We start from the raw sequence: 17,203 nt of genomic DNA on the forward strand, positions 1-17,203 counted from the left end.
GTTATCTAGTGTTAATCAGTGTTAAACAGTATGTTGAAGCTCTTTTCCGTTATCTGATGAGCTCTTCCATTATATTCTTCCTCTCATTGGTCAGGAGGTCTATCAGTTCAAATCGTTTAGCTGAAGTAAAGGAACCGATGTCAGTGTCACTATTGATATGAATCGTACCTAAAAGTATAACATACCGGCAGTTGTATTTTGTCCGTTCAATGAGTTCATTGATCCGTTTGTCAATGGCTTCATAAATGACTTCTGTCGCTTCTTTAATGGGATATTCAGCCGAAATAACGCGGTCTTTCTCTTTGAGCAGAATTTGTTCTATGGTATTCATCTGATAATCCATCTCACTCACCTGACCGGTGATAATCGAATCATTCAATAATTTATTTAATGCTCCTTTTGCTGCACCGCAACAGCTTGTGCCTTTTTGCTGGCCATGGCGATATATTTCTCCGATTATACCAGCTGCGGAAATTCCGATATGTGGGCCATAATAAACAAAAACAGCTCCTTCATCAGGCACATGACTTGCAAAAGCTCCCATGCCTGTAAGCCCGGTAAATGGAAAACCATCCAAACCACCCATTTTGAAAGGCCCTAAGAACTCGCTGGCCCGGACAGGGTACTGGATACTGTTCACATCATCACTGCAAATACTGTCTGCCAGCATAATTTTTGATGGTTCGAGATCTAATTTTTCTTCTACAAAATCTATCATCCGGTTAACGCTGTCGATCGTAGTGATCGCATTTGGGTAATGTTTGCGGATAAGGGCTAATTTTTCTCTTTTCTTCATTATTTTACAGAATGATATTATTTCTTGGCTGTAATGCAGGAGGGAGGTCTGTCTCGCCGATCATTTCTCTGAGGTCTATTTCGATGGTACGGCTCATCTGTGAAATAGGAACATCATTGGCGCTGCCCTCAAATGGATTTTCAGTGCTTTCTCCTACTTGTTCCAGTGAGGTATAGACCCAGGAAATCAATACGCTGAAAGGAATGACCAGCCAGACCATATTTCCTTTCATGATGCCTTCTATGCCATCGTTGAGTTTGTCGAATTCCCGTAATAAGCCAAATGGAAGCAGAAAGCAGAAAAGGTTAATAAAGAATCCGTTAATTGTTGCAAACTGACGTGGATAGGGGAAGTTTTTTATTCTTTCACTTTTTCCCTGCTGATCATAAAGGTCTCTGACTATCCGTTCCATTTCTACAAACTGATAACTATCAATCTGATTTTGAACCAATAGTTCTTTAATACTTTTTGACTGTAGGCTCATCAATTGAACAGCCCTGTTTTTAGTTCCCAGGATATAATTTAGTTCGGTGGGGGTGATATATTTTGCGAGTTCTGTCTCTAAAGGAGTTTCTTTTTCGGGAATGGTGTAGAACTGTTTATATTCTTCATTTTCACGGCTACTGCTATTCTCCCAGGCTCTGCTTTCTCTCATCTGATAACGAAGTGCGGTAAGCCAGGCGAAATGACGATATACCAGTTCTTTTGTCTTTTGGGGATCGTTGGTTATGAAATCCCTGCTCATAATTCCCCAGGTTCTGCTGCTGTTGAGAATTGCACCCCATATCTGCCGGGCTTCCCATGTACGGTTATAAGTCTGGGTGTTTTTAAAGCCAATAATAAATGCAGTTGCAGTACCCAATAAGGCAACCACTGTCCATGGGATGGTCAGCCATTTTAAGCCGGCTGCCTGATAAAGAAGTGTAGGCACGATACTTATGGCTAAAACCCAGTAAATTGTTCTTCTTGTCCAGATGAGAAATTCTTTTAATCGGTAGGATCTGCCTGTATGCATATTTAGCTTTTAATCAAATATAATACCATAATCTGAAAGGTAATTTATGCCAGAATACGGGGTGTAGAAGCCCGTACAGATGAAATGACGAAAAACTCTCGGTATAATATAATGTCGGATAAGGCATAAAAAGCTATTTTTGATGAAATCCCCATCATTATTATATGCTAGAGAAAACAGTGTTGTCGAAAACTGAACCTAAAAACAGGAAACTGACCGAGCGTAAACTGATTGATGCCGTAGGGGACATTATCAGGTCAAACGGGTATACAGGTCTGGGCGTTAATGCTATTGCTAAAAACGCGGGTGTAAGTAAAAAGTTAATTTACAGGTATTTTGGGACGGTCGATGCATTGATTGAAACCTACCTGGTAGAAAAGGATTATTGGGTCACTTTTTCTAAAAAAGTAAGTGATGCAGTAGATGTTGCCAATAAAAAGCAACCCATGATAGAATTTATTTCCAGTATTCTGGAAAATCAGTTTGAATTCTTCTTCAATGAAGATGAAATGCAGCGTATCATTTTGTGGGAAATATCGGAAAAGACCAGTATGCTGAATGAGCTTTGTAAAAAGAGAGAAGTTATGGGTGAAGAACTCTTAAAATTGACTGACCCCTATTTTAAGGATTCCGAAGTTAATTTCAGGGCTGTTTCGGCAATTATTGTCTGTGGTATTTATTATGCCGTATTACACGCTAAGAAAAATTCAAGTACAATCTGTGGTCTTGATCTGAATACAGAGGCCGGAAGAAATGAAATTACAAAGGCCGTTAGAAAAATTGTGGAATTAAGCTTTGGAAGCAAAAAAAAGAAGGCGGTTTGATGTAAATTAAATACCTCATGGCTAAACACACCTAAAGCCATGAGGTATAAATTGGTAAGAACGATTTCTAATCTTTAAAGATTCACACAACACAAAGGTATATTACATTAATTCCCTAAGTGGTGACATAATGAAGAAAAAAACTAATTATTTTTAAGTATAAAAATTAATTAATATACTGATATTTAGTTTGTTATGATTTTTCTCTCTTTAAAAGATTAAAACCGGATTAAAAATTATTCTACAATCAGCATCAAACCTTCACCCTTTTTTATAGTCATTTCTTCATTGACAGTAAAAGTCTGTGAAGGTTGGAAATTTTTAATCGCAGGGGCTTTCAGGGTAGCCTTCAATGGATCTATCCCTAAGGCTTTCCAGTCGATCTGCAGCTTTATCTTCTCATCTGCTTTCGCCCAGCTTGCTATAGCTACCATTGCTTTCTTGTCTTTGAGATAAACAGTTGCCAGGATGTCCTGATTACCAGTTTTTACCGGAACACTTTTTACCCAGTAACCGATCATCCTGCTGTCTTTGATCCCAAAGTTGTCCCAGGCATTCCAGATTGGCCTCGGATCTGCGTTATCAGACCAGGGCATACGGTTAGTCATTCCATAAATCATACCTCTCCAGGGATTACCACCGCCTTCGAGCATTTCACCCATTAATCCAAAAGGAATTCCTGAAACTTCGGTCAGGTAAAAATCCTGTGTATTGTTCTGATAATCGAAGTTCTCTCCAAACCACAGCCTGTTCAGATAAGGGAAGTGGTCCATATACAAATTAGCACTGTTATTAAAACCATCGCTTTTGTTGTATTGGTTGGCAGAGTGCAGATCGATAATACCAGGATGTCCATTCTGGGTCAGTACTCTTTTGATTCTTTTCATGGTTGTCCTGTCATAGGCAACATCATCCAGGTAAATTCCATCGATACCCACATTTTGTACCAGCCAGCTCATTCCCTCTACATAGTAATTATGCCAGCGGCTCATTCCGCTGTTTATAATAGCTGCATCTTTGACTTCCGGTACATACCAGGCGGCAATATAATCTCCGTTCAGGTGTTCTTGCAACCAGGAGTAGCCACCACCTTTACCTGTTGAGAAGATTTCATGTCCCAGACTTCTTAAAGGGGCCAGTTCATAGGCACTATTCGAAACCTCACGTACAGTATTGTATATTTTTACCTTCAGGCCAAGATGATGTGCCGAATCGATATAACTTTTCATTGCATCGTGGGCAATAAAAGGGTAATTGATGTAAGGATTTATAGCTGTGCCGTGGTGAATATTAATCACTGTTGCCCCGGTAGCTTTAATGGTATCTACATTACTGTATTTATGATAATATCTTGTTGTCCATTGCTCCTGGGTATTCAGAGAATGAAACGGTGTGATCATTAGATTGAAATTATAATAAAGGGTATCACCGGCTTTCATTGTTCTTGCGCCACTATAATTCGTAACTGAAGTGTTTTCTGATTGCTTACGGATATCTATTCCGCCCAAATCATGATTACCCCATGAAGAAGGTAAAGTGAGTGGTTTGTCCAGATAGAAATTGGTGTTTAAAGGGCGGGTATAATTTTCATCTCTCAGGGCAAAACGAATACCGCCATTAACAGTTCCGATCCAGGCGCCATCCTGATTTTTATGCTTTACATCCCATTTCCACTGGTAGTCGGCAGGGATCTTTCCCCCTTTTAGATTTAAGCCCATCATGTATTCTGCAACCTCATTTTTGAAAGGGATTACCATTCTGATGTCTTTAAGATTTACATCTTTTAAAGCTGTTATTTTGACTGAATAGTTAACAAAACCATCAAATTCAAGGCTGGCTTTGATATTCATTTGCAGAGAGGGAGAGGTATTTACTGCCGTCCATTCTACTTCACCCTGTTCAGGTTGTTTAAGAATGGGTTTGCTGGTCTTCCATTGAACCGCTGAGCCATTAGCTTCTTCAGCAATTAAGGTAAAAGGAGAGGCCAGTAATGGACGCGGACGTTTGTCAATAGCAGTCATTTCTTCTGTAAAATAAGATTCGATCTGCGCTGGCATCCCGTCATTTCCCAGAATTAGTTTCCGGCCTAGTAAACTGATTGCATTCCCGTTTATTTTCAAAGGGATATAGGGTTTGATCAGGTCATTTTTCTGTCCCAGCGATGAGTTCAGCCAGGTTAGCCTGGTTTGCTTCCAGGGTTCATTTACTCCACCGTTAACCGAGAGCTTCTGATTCACGACCAATCTGATCTGAACCTGTCTTGACGTAATACCATCAGCCATGATCATTACTGTCCCGGTATAGGTTGAAGGGTTAGTATTTTGAGGTACATTCAACAGGCACCATAAAGACTGTACTTTTCCTTTGGATATATTGACTTGTTTCCTGAGTATCTTATTATCCCAGTTCACTCCATCCGTATTGAGGCAGGAAAGTAGTTTTGAGGGGATAACATCGCCCTTGGCACTTTTTAAATCAGTGAATTTTAAATGTACATTTTGCAGATCTTTCGAAAATGCATAAAGACCCAATTGAAAACTGAAATTTTCGCCGCGACTGGTGGTATCGGTAAAAGTATTGGAAGAGCCTTTAATCACCCAGCGCTGAGGAAGGTCATTCTCCATTTTTACAGGATGTAACCTGTCTTCAGGAAAAATCAGATAAGGCTGGTTTTTATCTTTCAGAACCAGGTTTTCAGTTTCTTTTGCCGTTGCAATAACTTCCATTGGATAGAAATTATTTAACTGGTTATAAGATTCCAGATAGTCAATCCTGGCGTTCAGGCTTTTTGCTGGTATTCCGTTTTTCCATGCTGCTGCTGCCTGGTCAGATGGCTTCAGATAAATAGCCGTAGGATAATTTGAACCGGGTTTAACATGAAAGGGCATGTAATAGATATAATAGGTGCCTGCTCCGGAAACGGGTTCGAAATAGATGGTTCCCGACTCACGGGACAGTGCTTCGGTTCTTACATTTAAAACCCTTTTGTTTGTACGGGCATCTACAACTATGACTTCCTTATTCGCAGGCTGGTCTTTTCTGCGCCATTCAATTACTGCTTTAGCCGATGAACCGGTTGCAGGAACAGTGATTACTGCCCGGTGATTTCCTAAGGAGTCTGCGTTCCAGCTTTGGTTACCTGACTTATATTTAATCTGCTGGGCTTTGGTTGTACCATAACTGACGAATAAAAGTAAAGCAGCCGGCAGGATAGCTTTTGAGGAGAAATTTAGTTTGATTAATTTGAACATGACCTTTGGTTTTGGCATTTGCCTGACCTCAAGGTATTAATTAAAATTGCGAAAGACCTGAAAACAGACCGTATTTCAACCTGATTTTTAACGCAAACGTTTGAGATTTAAACCGGGAAACAGGAGGGAGGACAAATCAGATGTTTTATTTAAATAGTTCCTGGAGATCTCTGTGTGCTGTCGGTATTTTTTTTAGGAAATCAGAAAAACCTAATGACCCCTGCGAACTGTATACCCCATAGGCATCAATAATATAGCCAATCTGCCCTTCTTTGTCTTCCAGGATGTAGAGCACTGAATTATCACCTGGATCTGAATCACCTTCAAAACGGTAGGTTTTGATAATGCTCAAATCCTCGGGACTATATATTTTGCCTGGATCAGTACCCTGCATTTTTCCATGATCGGTCATGCCCAATTCATTAGCTATACCTTTTTGTCTTAATTTTTCTAAAATCTGGCTAAGGGTATTCATTTCTGCTGGCTGTTCCATAATAATGATTGTTTTAATTATTAAACAAAGCCCTATGTAAATGGTTTTCTTTTTATTTTATCAGAGCGTACTTCTTCATCAGGGAAAGTAACACACCATTGGTCCATCCAAACCCATCCTGAGAGGCATATTCTCCTCCACCTGCCTTTAACTTAAGATCCACTACATTATATTTTTCCATCAGTTTCCCGGTTCTCTGATAAACATTGGTATTTAAATTAATCCAGCGTAAAGCAATTTCCTTTTCCAGTTGATGATAGCCGTAATTTCCCAGTCCTGTAATCGAAATCCATTGTAACGGGGCCCAGCCATTTGGTGCATCCCATTGCTGATGGGTGTTTAAAGGAGTGGAAATCAAACCTCCTGGTTTCAGGAATTTTTGCTGCAGGATCTGCTGAACTGATTTTGCCTGGTTAAGATCTGCCAGTTTAAAGAAAAGCGGATACATACCAGCAAGACTTAATATCGGAGATTGTTTTTTTGTATGGATATTATAATCGGTAAACCAGGATTGTTGTGGTGACCAGCAATATTTCTGGATGCTTAGTTTTCTTTGCAATGCCAGAGATTTGAATAATTGTTCTTTGGTCCGATCTTTTTTAATCTGGTAACACTTTTGAAGTGTTAGTTCAAGGTTATAGAGCAGGCAGTTTAAATCTACAGGAATAATCTGTGTGGTTTGAATAGTTTTAAGCTGTATCCCGTCTGCCAGCCATCTGCTGCTGAAATCCCATCCGCTTTCTGCTGCGGATCTGATATCGCGATATATTTCAGGGTTTTTTGTTAATTGCTGCTGGCCGATCAGAACGTCTTCTTTATAAGATTCCTGTCTTGGGATGTTTAGCTGATCGTAGTATCTGTTTAATTTACTGCCATCGGGCATGGTAACAACATGTCTGGTAGGAGCAGACTGGTCCATCCAGTAGGCGTATTCTTTTTCAAGTGCAGGCAGATAATCAGTGTATACTTTATCGCCTTTGGCCTGGGAAAGAAGATTAATCATCAGAGAGAAAAAAGGGGGTTGTGACCTGCTGAGATAGTAATTCCGGTTACCATTGGGAATATGACCATACTGATCGATCAGCCAGGCAAAATTTTTGATCATATTTTCTGTAAGTTCATGCTCCCCGGAAACTTCCAGTCCCAGCATGGTAAAGTAACTATCCCAGTAATAAATCTCTCTGAAACGGCCACCAGGTACAATATAAGGGAATGGTAGATCCAGCAGGGTACTGTTGGCTACCTTTTGGGCAGGATTACGGCGTAAAGCAGTCCAAAGCTCGTTAATGTGACCTGCTACTGGTTTATTTGCTGTGATAACAGTCTTTATAGCTGTGTCAGGGAGGATGAAGTTTTCTTTCACAAAGACCCTGGTATTAAAACCTGATTGACTAGCCTTTAACCTGATATAATCCTTCAGGATATCTGCAGGATCTCTCTTTGGAATACAATCCACAAATGTTTTACCGTCTTTAAGCACGTTCTGCATTTGTACATCTGCAAATAATACTCCATATAGTTGATCGGGTGTTTGAATCTGCTGGGCAGAAACTTTTCCCAATTGCAGCCCTATAAACAGGATCAGTATAAGTTTACGCATCATAATTCTATTATTTTGATTAATAATACGATTTAAAATGCGGTTTATTAATATAATCCGGTAATTCTCTGGGAGAGTATCAGAGTTGTGCTTTTGGCAAAACCAGGAATAAACTATCTTAAATACACAAATGCCCCAGGTTTTTCCTAAGAGAAAACCTGGGGCATTTGTGGGATAATGCTGGTCTGGTTACAGAGAGAATGCTTTTTTAACAGCGTCAACATGGTCTAATTTTTCCCATGTGAATAATTCTACAGTAATTTCTTTTTCAACACCGTTAGAAGCTTTGAATACTTTAGTGACAACTTCATTTGTCTTTCCGAAGTGGCCGTAAGCAGCTGTTTCTGAGTAAATAGGATTTCTTAATTTCAGACGGGTTTCAATACCATAAGGAGTCATGTCGAAGATTTTTTCTACTTCTTTCGCAATTTCACCATCTGTCAGTAATTTACCGTCAGTTCCTTTTACATGGGCTGTTCCATAAGTATTTACATAAATACCCATAGGCTGAGCAACACCAATTGCATAGGAAACCTGTACTAAAACTTCGTCAGCAACACCTGCTGCTACTAAGTTTTTAGCAATATGTCTGGTTGCATATGCTGCCGAACGGTCAACTTTGGAAGGATCTTTTCCAGAAAAAGCTCCACCACCGTGAGCACCTTTACCACCATAAGTATCAACGATAATCTTTCTGCCGGTTAAGCCAGTGTCTCCATGCGGGCCACCGATAACAAATTTTCCGGTCGGATTGATATGATATTTGATATCCTTGTTGAATAACTTACTAAACTGAGGATATTGACGTGATACACGTGGAATAAGAATATTGATGATGTCATCATTGATCTTCTTAAGCATAACCTGTTCTTCATCGAAATCATCGTGTTGTGTAGACACGACAATAGAATCAATTCTTACAGGTTCGTTATTGTCATTATACTCCAGGGTAACCTGAGATTTTGCATCAGGACGCAAATAAGTGATTTCAGTGTTTTCGCGACGGATAGCTGCCAGTTCAATCAGAATTTTATGAGCAAGGTCCAATGCAAGAGGCATGAAGTTCTCAGTCTCTCTTGTGGCGTAACCAAACATCATTCCCTGATCACCAGCTCCCTGGGTTGTTTTGTCTTCTTTGTCTACACCCTGGTTAATGTCAGGAGATTGCTCATGAATAGCCGATAATACACTACAAGAGTTACTATCAAACATATATTCACCTTTAGTGTAACCAATTTTATTGATTACTTCTCTTGCAATCTTCTGCACATCAAGATATGCTTTTGATTTCACTTCTCCAGCCAGAAAAACCTGACCTGTCGTAACCAGAGTTTCGCAGGCAACTTTTGATTCCGGATCAAATGCTAAAAAATTATCAATTAGTGCATCCGAGATTTGATCTGCTACTTTATCAGGATGACCTTCAGAAACAGATTCTGATGTAAATAAATATGACATTTTAAATAATTAGTTTATTAATCAACAATTCTTTAAAATGGACAATGACCCCGCATAAACAGGCAGTAAAAGGAAGTGTATGAATGGTTAGCACTTTTTTTTACGTGGTTGCAATCCCGTTATGCAAGCATAACATCGCAAATCAGTCCACCTTTGGTATGCAAAATTACTATATATATTCAAAATAGTCAAAAAATATCAATTATTTTGTGCCATAATTAAATCATATCCTTTGGGAAAGTCGAACATTCTATTTATTATTAATCCTATATCCGGGGGTAAGGACAAGTTAAAGATCCCTGCTATAATTGATGCAAATCTGGACCGGTCCAAGTTTAACCCCAATTATAGTTTCACGGAATACATAGGACATGCTGCGGAGATAGCTGAAGAAGCTGCGAATAAGAATTTTGATATTATTGTTGCCGTAGGTGGCGATGGAACAATCAATGAAATAGCCGCAAAAGTAATGCAGCAGCAAAAGATCCTTGGGATAATACCTTTTGGATCAGGAAATGGGCTGGCGAGATTTCTGAAGATCCCAATGAATACGGCGAAAGCAATACAGGTGCTGAATTCTCAGCATGTCATGAAAATAGATACAGGCACATTTAATGATAAGTTCTTTTTTAATATGGCAGGAATGGGATTTGATGCACATATCAGTTCTGTATTTGTGGGGAATAAAAAGAGAGGGTTGTCTGGCTATCTTAAGCTTGGATTTAAAGAAATGATCAATTATAAACCTGAAAAGTATCGTCTGCTGATTGACGGGGTTAGTTATACGCGGACTGCATTTGTCGTTAGTGTAGCCAATTCTTCTCAATATGGTAATAATGCGCATGTTTCTCCACATGCCTCAGTAACAGATGGTTTGCTGGACGTTTGTATCGTTAAATCGTTTCCTCTTTACAAGCTTCCTTTACTAGCTTATCATATGTTGAATGCAAGTACTGACCGTTCTGATATGGTAGAGATTATCCAGGGGAAAAATATTCAGATCACCAGAGCTGATGATGCAGCTATCCATATTGACGGAGAACCATTCTTTATGGGAAGGGAAATCGCAGTAAGTATTTCGCCCTTGTCTTTAAATGTAATTGTGCCTGAAGTGTTCAGGTAGTCATCGTGATGAGTGCATGGTGAGTGCATGGTAAGTGCATGGTAAGTCCATGTATTTTGAACTAGTTGAAAACACATGGACTTACCTTGCACCCAGGTTAAGATGAAGATGTACTCACACCAGGTTTTTGTCCCTCGTGCCTGAGTAATAACAAAAAAACAATACAAATCAATCATAATAAACAGATGAATCCTAAGAAAAAATCATTAAGCGACCTGGGAGGGATTATGTACTCTACCGATCCTTCTTTTAATTATGAGAGCGAGGAAGAAACAGCGTCTGAAGTCATAGCGAACAACCAGCAGGACCTGAGAGTGATGCTCGACCGGAAGAACAGGGGTGGTAAAGCCGTTACACTGATTACTGGTTACCGGGGAAATGCTGAAGACCTGGATAAATTATCTAAAATGCTGAAGACGAAATGTGGGGTAGGCGGAAGTGCTAAAGACGGGGAGATTATTATACAGGGAGATTTCAGAGATAAGGTAGTTTTGATGCTTCAAAAAGAGGGATATAAAGTGAAAAAATCTGGCGGATAATTCAGTTTGTATTTATCTGTAAATCAATTAGTTGCTTGTTAGTGTATATGCCACAATAAGTGAAATATTTCCTTTGGAATGATGTTTTTTGAATAAATATCTCCTTAGCTTTGCCTAAACAAATAATCATTTTATGAGCAAAGTTTTAATGCCTAAACCAGACTTATCACAGTTAAATTTGGGTACTGATAATGCATACTATCAGTTAAGCGTACCGCAACTGGTAGAAGAAGCTATCATTAACGGAGAGGGTACGCTCTCATCTTCAGGTGCTTTAGCAATTGACACGGGTAAATTTACCGGACGTTCACCTAAGGACAGATTTATAGTGCTGGATGATATTACGAAGGATTCAGTTTGGTGGGGTGATATCAATATCAAATTCAGTCAGTCAAATTTCGATTCGTTATTACAGAAAGTTTGTGAACATCTCAACAAAGACAAATTTTATGTGAGAGATGCTTATGCTTGTGCAGATGAGGCCTATAAAATGAGCCTTAGGGTAATTACAGAAACTGCTTATCAAAATCTATTTGCTAACAACCTATTTCTGAGACCGGAAGAAGGAAAAGGTATTGAGAATCCTGAATGGACAATTATCGCTGCACCAGGCTTCCTGGCAGATCCAGAGATTGACGGAACACGTCAGGCTAATTTTTCTATCCTGAATTTCTCTAAAAAAATGATCCTGATCGGTGGAACTGGTTACACTGGTGAAATCAAGAAGGGAATCTTCTCTGTACTGAATTTTATCTTACCGGAACTTAAGAATACTTTATCTATGCATTGTTCGGCCAACGTTGGCGCTGATGGGGATACAGCTATTTTCTTCGGGCTTTCAGGTACTGGTAAGACTACGCTCTCAGCTGATCCTGCAAGAGGATTAATAGGCGATGACGAGCATGGATGGGGAGATTCGTCTGTTTTTAATTTCGAAGGTGGTTGTTATGCAAAATGTGTGGATCTGACAGCAGAAAAGGAACCACAGATTTATGATGCGATTAAGTTCGGGTCATTACTGGAGAATATTAATTATTTCCCGGCGACCAGAGATGTCGATTATTCAAATATTGAAAAAACTGAAAATACCAGGGTAGCATATCCTATTAATTATATTAATAATGCGGTTTTGCCTTCCATTGCTGGTATTCCTAAGAATATTTTCTTCCTGACGGCAGATGCATTTGGCGTTTTACCTCCATTATCAAAACTAACTCCTGGTCAGGCTATGTTTCATTTTATTTCGGGCTATACAGCTAAGGTAGCTGGTACTGAAGCTGGTGTAACAGAACCTCAGGTAACTTTCTCAGCTTGCTTCGGAAAAGCATTTCTTCCATTGCATCCGACCAAATATGCGGAGTTGCTTGGAAAGAAAATGGAAGAACATCAGGTAAATGTCTGGTTGGTCAATACAGGATGGAGTGGCGGCGCTTATGGCGAAGGTAAGCGGATGAAGCTAAGTTATACCCGTGCATTGATTACAGCGGCTTTAAATGGCGAATTATCTGATGCAAACTTCACTGAACATCCGGTTTTCGGATTGTTAATGCCTGATGCTTGTCCGGGTGTGCCTTCAGAAATTCTGAGCCCAAGAAATACCTGGTCTGAAAAACAAAAATATGATCAAAAGGCAAACGAATTAGCTAAAGCGTTTATTGATAACTTTAGGCAGTTTGAGGAGTTCGCAAATGACGAAATCCTTAAATCACTCCCAAAAGTTGTCGAAATCACACTTTAAATCATTTTTTTTAAGGAAAAATTTGCATTTCAATTTTTTTTTAGTTTTCATTGTGAAAGATTGTCTCCGAACAGAGACAATCTTTTTTAATATAGGCTTAGCGACGAAGATTTAGTGTTGAAAATCAAATTTACCTGGTAATGATAATTTAATTTGGAATTAAGATCAAAGTTGTAGATTTGTTATTGCAACATTTGATAATATTCGTCGTTGTGTGTATTACAGAATATTTAATATAAATTTAAAAAAAACAAAGTACTAAAAACTCAAAAACTAAAAAAATGGCAAACGCACCAAAACCAACAACAGTTAAAAAGGAAAGCTCATCAGCTTCGAATCTATTCGCTACACTTGTTATTCCAATTTGTATTATCATCGCGGCCCTGATCTATAAATTTGTTCTTGGTGACGCAAACAACTTCATTGACAATAATGTTGAGAATTTACCAAAAATCGGTAACTACGCTGGTATGGCTTACAAAGGTGGACCAATCGTTCCGGTCTTAATGGGTATGCTTTTAATGGTAGTCGTATTCTCAGTTGAACGTTTTATCGTAATCGGAAAAGCAACTGGTACTTCTAGTTTAGATGCTTTTGTTAAAAAAGTACAAACTCTTTTAAACTCAAACAACATCGAAGCAGCTATGGCTGAGTGCGATAAACAACAAGGTTCTGTTGCTAACGTAATCAAGTCTGGTTTGAAAAAATATCGTGAGATGGAAGTTGAAGCTAACATGGACACTGATCAAAAATGTTTAGCTATCCAGAAAGATATCGAAGAAGCTACTACATTAGAAATGCCAATGTTAGAGCAAAACTTAACTGTAATTGCTACTTTAGTTTCAGTAGGTACATTAATGGGTCTGTTAGGAACAGTAACAGGTATGATTAAAGCGTTTGGTGGTTTAGGTGCTTCTGGTGCTCCGGATTCAGCTGCATTAGCAACTGGTATCTCTGAAGCCCTGATCAACACAGCTACTGGTATCGGTACTTCAACTTTAGCGATTATCATGTACAACATCCTGACTTCAAAAATTGATAAATTAACTTATGCAATTGATGAAGCTGGTTTTAGCATCATCCAAACTTATGCTTCTACGCATAAATAGAAAATAATGTTATTTTTTTTTACCGGCTTTATGGAAAACCGGAAGAATTAACATCATTATACAAAACATAAGTAATTTTTAAAATTATGCCTAGAGCAAAGGTTCAAAGAAAGAGTACCTCGATTGATATGACCGCAATGTGCGACGTGTCCTTCCTGTTGCTTACTTACTTTATTTTATCAGCAACTGCAAAACAACCCGATCCGTTGGATGTAAAACTTCCATCGTCATCATATAAGATCAAAGTTCCTGAAAAGGACATCGCTATTTTGACAATTGGCCAGGGTAAAGTGTTTTTTGAAGCGGCTGGACAGGATATTAAAGTAGCTACTCTGAAGAAAATTGGTGAGCAGTACAAGATCAATTTCACTCCGGAAGAGGAAAAACGGTTTAGTGTAATGGGTTCATTTGGTGTCCCAATCCAGAGTCTGAAACAGTTTGTCATGATGGACGGGCCTGCAAGAAAGAAATCAGGTCTGGAACAAGGTATTCCAACTGACTCTTTAAACAACCAATTAGCTGACTGGATCCTTCATTCGCGTCAGGCGGTAGCTGAGCTTCATCATGAAGGAATGAGAGTAAGTATCAAAGGAGACTCAGAAGAAGGTTACCCAGTTATCAAGAAGATTGTAGATATTCTTCAAAAACAAAAAATTAACAAATTCAGTTTAATCACCACTGCTGAGGGCGGTAGCAAATAAAAAGACATGGCAGAATTAGATACCTCCAGTGGGGGTGGCAAGAAAGGTGGGAAAGTAAGGAGTAAGAAAGCATCTACGAAAGTAGATTTAACCGCGATGGTTGATTTAGCGTTCTTATTGATTACCTTCTTCATGTTGACCACCACGCTGAATAAACCGATCGCAATGGATATTGCCAAGCCAGATAAAGATGACAAGTCTGACGCGAGGCTTGAATTAAGGGCATCTCAAACGATGACAATTTTATTGGGTAAAAACAATAAAGTAGCATGGTATATGGGAGAAGCTGGTAAATCAGCTCCTACAGTTCAAAGCTTCAGTGAGGTGAGAAAATCCATACTGGAAAACAAACAAAAAGTACAGGCAGCGAGTGGCAAATCAATCGTTATGGTGATTAAGCCAACTTCAGGTGCTACTTATAAAAATTTCGTTGATATCATGGATGAACTGGCAATTACCGGAATCAAATCGGCTCCTGCAATTGACGATGTAAACATCACTGATGCTGAAGTAACATTCCTGAAGCAACAAAAACTTTTATAATATTATTAACATTTTAAATAACAAGCAATGTTCGGATCTAAAATAGATTTATTCAATAAGGAATGGCTTGATGTTGTTTTCGCTAAAAAGAACAAAGAATACGGAGCTTACGAGTTACGTAAACGTAATGGAGCGAATACAACAAGGGCATTACTTTTTGCATCGGCAGCCTTTATATTTCTGTTTCTTTTGCCTAAGATCGTTAGCTTGATCAAAGGTTCACTTCCTGAAGAGGAAATTGTGAAACAGGTAGAAGTTGTTGTTGCACCTCCGCCTCCGGTGGATCCAAAAACACCTCCGCCGCCTCCGGTAGAGCCACCGCCACCAAAGACGGATCAAATTAAGTTCCCTCCTCCGATTGTAAAACCGGATAATCAGGTTCGTGATGAAGATCCTCCTCAGATTGAGCAGTTAAAAGCAGCTGACCCAGGTCAGAAAACAATCGAAGGTGATCCGGGAGCAGACATCGTTGTCGTTGGTCCGGTAGGAGAAGGTCCTAAACAGGCCGCAGTAGTGGAAGATACTAAAGTCTATGACTTTGTAAGTATTGAGACTCAGCCAGGTTTCCCTGGTGGTATGGATAAGTTTTATGCTTATCTGCACAAAACTGTAAGATATCCTCCTATGGCTCAGGAAAATAATATTCAAGGTAAGGTGTTCTTGTCTTTCGTAGTAGAGAAAGATGGTCGTCTGACTGATATTAAAGTTGAGCGTAAATTAGGTGGTGGTACTGATGAAGAAGCCATCAGGGTATTAAAGGCAAGTCCAAAATGGACTCCTGGTATCCAGAATGGTAAACCTGTTCGTGTTAAATATAACATCCCGATCAGTTTTACTTTATCTAACTAATCATTATAATTTATTAGAATGTTTGACTTCAATACATTTAAACAGAAATCGCCTCAACAGCGATTTCTGTTCATTTTAGGGCTAGTCATGTTCACCATGTATCTGGTACTGGGAGCAGCCCTGATCTTCTGGAAAGATATTCCGTTCGAAATTCAGCCTACTTACCGCATCTTGTTTGGTCTACTACTGATCGTTTATGCAATTATCAGATTTTTCCGTTTAATTAATCAAAAAGACAATTAACATGAAGAAGCTATTTTTTATCCTGCCATTATTTTTATTTATTGCGTGTAAACACAAGCCTAAAGATAATGATGGGGCAGAAACGCGCACTTCGGGCAAAGTAAAAATGCTTGTTGATGAAAGCTTCTCTTCCGTTCTTCAGGATCAGATTGAGGTATTTAAACTGGATTATCCGGATGCAACATTTGATCTGGTACAGGGTAATGAGAATAAAATCATGCCTACTTTTTTAAATGACAGTGTAAGGGTAATGATTTTGTCCAGAATGCTTACCCCTGATGAGGAAAAGGCTTATACTAAAAGAAGTATTCCGGTATTTACTTCAAGATTTGCCATTGATGGGATTGCCCTGATTACAGGTAATGATAATCCTGATTCAACAATTACTGCTGATGAAGTGGTTTCTATCTTAAAAGGGACTTCAACTTCTGGAAAACAATTGGTTTTCGACAATGCTTATTCAAGCACACTCCGTTATTTTAAGGACCTCGCTCAGCTAAAAGAATTACCTAAATCAGGTATTTATACGCTGAGTAACAATAATGATGTTATAAAATACGTTGCAGAACATAAGAACTATATTGGGGTTGTTGGTGTCAACTGGTTATTGAAAAATAAAAGGGACCAGTCAGACTTTATTGCTCAGGTCAAAGTAATGGGCGTGAAGAACACCAAGGGGAAAAAAGGGGATGATGCGTTTTATAAACCCGTTCAAAAGAATTTAATTGATGGTATATATCCTTTTTTAAGGAACATATATATTATTAATGCTGAAGGTAAAAATGGTTTAGGCACGGGTTTTGCAACGTGGTTAACGGGCCAGCGTGGCCAGTTGATCGTGTTGAAATCAGGATTGGGACCGAATAAGATGAATCCAAGGGAGATTAATATAAAAAATAAAAATTAGTATTATATTGAGCC

The 17,203-nt window shown here is 38.9% G+C and carries 16 protein-coding genes; 10 read left to right on the forward strand and 6 right to left on the reverse strand.

Translation table 11 applies throughout. The annotated features are described in order from the left end of the window. Positions 1-49 precede the first annotated feature (49 nt). On the reverse strand, positions 50-796 hold the full coding sequence (locus HDF25_RS21840) for a hypothetical protein (RefSeq protein WP_184628527.1): 747 nt from the start codon (positions 794-796) through the stop codon (positions 50-52). Between the two features lie 4 nt (positions 797-800). Then, on the reverse strand, positions 801-1,811 hold the full coding sequence (locus HDF25_RS21845; RefSeq protein ID WP_184628528.1) for a bestrophin family protein: 1,011 nt from the start codon (positions 1,809-1,811) through the stop codon (positions 801-803). A gap of 164 nt (positions 1,812-1,975) precedes the next feature. On the opposite strand from HDF25_RS21845, the gene HDF25_RS21850 reads away from it, so the two are divergent. Further along, positions 1,976-2,635: a TetR/AcrR family transcriptional regulator gene (locus HDF25_RS21850; protein ID WP_184628529.1), complete on the forward strand. Its 660-nt coding sequence runs from the start codon at positions 1,976-1,978 to the stop codon at positions 2,633-2,635. Positions 2,636-2,871: 236 nt separating this feature from the next. On the opposite strand, the gene HDF25_RS21855 is transcribed toward HDF25_RS21850, so the two are convergent. The 4 genes from HDF25_RS21855 to metK all read right to left on the reverse strand — a co-directional run bounded on the left by HDF25_RS21855 (position 2,872) and on the right by metK (position 9,437). Further along, the gene (locus tag HDF25_RS21855) at positions 2,872-5,886 is read right to left on the reverse strand and encodes a glycoside hydrolase domain-containing protein (RefSeq protein WP_221450995.1); all 3,015 of its coding nucleotides are present in this window, start codon (positions 5,884-5,886) and stop codon (positions 2,872-2,874) included. Positions 5,887-6,031: 145 nt separating this feature from the next. Next, positions 6,032-6,379, reverse strand: coding sequence for a hypothetical protein (locus HDF25_RS21860; RefSeq protein WP_184628530.1), 348 nt, complete (start codon positions 6,377-6,379; stop codon positions 6,032-6,034). Positions 6,380-6,431: 52 nt separating this feature from the next. Further along, complete coding sequence (gene treF, locus HDF25_RS21865; RefSeq protein WP_221450996.1) at positions 6,432-7,982, reverse strand: alpha,alpha-trehalase TreF; 1,551 nt, start codon at positions 7,980-7,982, stop codon at positions 6,432-6,434. Between the two features lie 186 nt (positions 7,983-8,168). Further along, positions 8,169-9,437 carry a methionine adenosyltransferase gene (gene metK / locus HDF25_RS21870; protein WP_184628531.1) on the reverse strand — a complete coding sequence of 423 codons (1,269 nt, stop codon included), beginning with the start codon at positions 9,435-9,437 and terminating at the stop codon, positions 8,169-8,171. Between the two features lie 232 nt (positions 9,438-9,669). Between metK and HDF25_RS21875 the strand changes: the two genes are divergently transcribed. From HDF25_RS21875 to HDF25_RS21915, 9 genes are all read left to right on the forward strand, one after another. Continuing rightward, entirely contained in the window at positions 9,670-10,560 is an 891-nt protein-coding gene (locus tag HDF25_RS21875) for a diacylglycerol/lipid kinase family protein (RefSeq protein WP_184628532.1), read from the forward strand. 185 nt (positions 10,561-10,745) lie between these two features. Then, on the forward strand, positions 10,746-11,099 hold the full coding sequence (locus HDF25_RS21880) for a translation initiation factor (RefSeq protein ID WP_184628533.1): 354 nt from the start codon (positions 10,746-10,748) through the stop codon (positions 11,097-11,099). Positions 11,100-11,232: 133 nt separating this feature from the next. Then, positions 11,233-12,837 carry a phosphoenolpyruvate carboxykinase (ATP) gene (gene pckA / locus HDF25_RS21885; protein ID WP_184628534.1) on the forward strand — a complete coding sequence of 535 codons (1,605 nt, stop codon included), beginning with the start codon at positions 11,233-11,235 and terminating at the stop codon, positions 12,835-12,837. A 281-nt stretch (positions 12,838-13,118) separates the two neighbouring features. After that, positions 13,119-13,946: a MotA/TolQ/ExbB proton channel family protein gene (locus tag HDF25_RS21890; protein ID WP_184628535.1), complete on the forward strand. Its 828-nt coding sequence runs from the start codon at positions 13,119-13,121 to the stop codon at positions 13,944-13,946. Positions 13,947-14,032: 86 nt separating this feature from the next. After that, positions 14,033-14,647, forward strand: a complete 615-nt coding sequence (locus HDF25_RS21895; RefSeq protein WP_184628536.1) for an ExbD/TolR family protein — start codon at positions 14,033-14,035, stop codon at positions 14,645-14,647. A 6-nt stretch (positions 14,648-14,653) separates the two neighbouring features. Further along, the gene (locus tag HDF25_RS21900; protein WP_184628537.1) at positions 14,654-15,190 is read left to right on the forward strand and encodes an ExbD/TolR family protein; all 537 of its coding nucleotides are present in this window, start codon (positions 14,654-14,656) and stop codon (positions 15,188-15,190) included. 27 nt (positions 15,191-15,217) lie between these two features. Then, positions 15,218-16,039 carry an energy transducer TonB gene (locus HDF25_RS21905; RefSeq protein WP_184628538.1) on the forward strand — a complete coding sequence of 274 codons (822 nt, stop codon included), beginning with the start codon at positions 15,218-15,220 and terminating at the stop codon, positions 16,037-16,039. 18 nt (positions 16,040-16,057) lie between these two features. Next, positions 16,058-16,282: a hypothetical protein gene (locus HDF25_RS21910; RefSeq protein WP_184628539.1), complete on the forward strand. Its 225-nt coding sequence runs from the start codon at positions 16,058-16,060 to the stop codon at positions 16,280-16,282. 1 nt (position 16,283) lies between these two features. Beyond that, a complete protein-coding gene (locus HDF25_RS21915) occupies positions 16,284-17,189 on the forward strand; it encodes a substrate-binding domain-containing protein (protein WP_184628540.1) in 906 nt (301 codons plus the stop codon). Positions 17,190-17,203 lie beyond the last annotated feature (14 nt).

The sequence above is a fragment of the Pedobacter cryoconitis genome (genome assembly GCF_014207135.1).
Lineage (GTDB): Bacteria > Bacteroidota > Bacteroidia > Sphingobacteriales > Sphingobacteriaceae > Pedobacter > Pedobacter cryoconitis_D.